Origin of the sequence: Pseudonocardia halophobica, assembly GCF_027922425.1 — a bacterium.
Lineage (GTDB): Bacteria > Actinomycetota > Actinomycetes > Mycobacteriales > Pseudonocardiaceae > Pseudonocardia > Pseudonocardia halophobica.
The window spans coordinates 1-1,161 of record NZ_BSFQ01000126.1 but is presented as its reverse complement, the minus strand read 5'-3'; the positions used below and the strand labels follow the sequence as shown (position 1 = coordinate 1,161).

Here is a 1,161-nt window from a genome sequence, read left to right as displayed (position 1 = left end):
CGGGCGCCACGATCGGGCACCTGCCCGACTACTGCATCGTCATCCCGATCTTCGGAGAGGGCCGGCTCATCGGCTTCTCCCAGGTGTTCGGCCACGTCACCGACGTCGGCGGCGCCGTGCCGGGCAGCTGGCCCATCCGGTCGACCAGTATCTACGAAGAGGGCACAATCTGCCCCGTCATCAAGCTGTTCGACGCCGGCAAGCTCAACGCGGACGCGCAGAAGATCCTGTTGCGCAACAGCCGCTTCCCGGGCGAGCTTCAGGGCGACATCGACGGATTCATCGCGTGCGCGCGGCTGATGGAGCGCCGGGTCCTCGAGCTCATCGACCAGTACGGCGCGGACGTCGTCGAGGCCGCGTTCTACGCGATCATGGACCGGTGTGAGAACGACGCTCGCGCGCACGCACTGCCGAACATCCCCGACGGGACCTACGTCGGCGAGGACTTCATCGAAGAAGACGGCATCTCCAAGAAGCCCATCAAGATCAAGTACACCATCCACAAGGACAAGGACCGCATGGTGATCGACGCCAGCGGGACCGGTCCGACGGCGGAAGGCCCGGTCAACTGGGCGATGGACGGCCGCCACTACATCAAGTGGCTCGGCGCGTTCCTCGCCGGCGAGGCGGGGCAGGAGATCCTCGTCAACGAGGGCATGGGCCGCGTGATGCAGATGATGATCCCGCCCGACACGGTGTTGTCGGCGAGACATCCCGCACCTGTCGTCGACCGCATGGAATGCATGCTCGTGATGATCAACGCTTACACGGCGGCGCTGGCGAAGGCACACAAGGGAAACGTCATCGCCGGGATGATGAACATCCAGCTCTACGGCATCTGGGGTCACGACGACGACGGCAACGAGTATCTCTACCGTGAGATCTTCGGTGCCGGCTCAGGAGCACGTCCCTGGGCGGACGGGACAGACACCGTCGACCTCGTTCCCCACTCGAAGAACCTGCCGGCGGAGTTCATCGAGCAGCGCTACCCGATCGTCGTCGAGCGAGTCGGTCTCTACAAGGACTCCGGCGGCGCCGGGCTCTACCGCGGCGGCCTCGGGTATCTGAAGGACGTTCGCTGCCTGGCCGACGGCTTCCTCTCGATCACCGCATACCGCACCGTCTTCGGCCCGTTCGGCGTCAACGGCGGCAAGGCCGGCC

1 protein-coding gene is annotated in these 1,161 nt (G+C 65.4%); it reads left to right on the top strand.

The window, feature by feature from the left end; genetic code table 11:
* On the top strand, nucleotides 1-1,161 hold a 1,161-nt coding region (locus PKE99_RS37615; protein WP_271215036.1), incomplete at both ends, for a hydantoinase B/oxoprolinase family protein.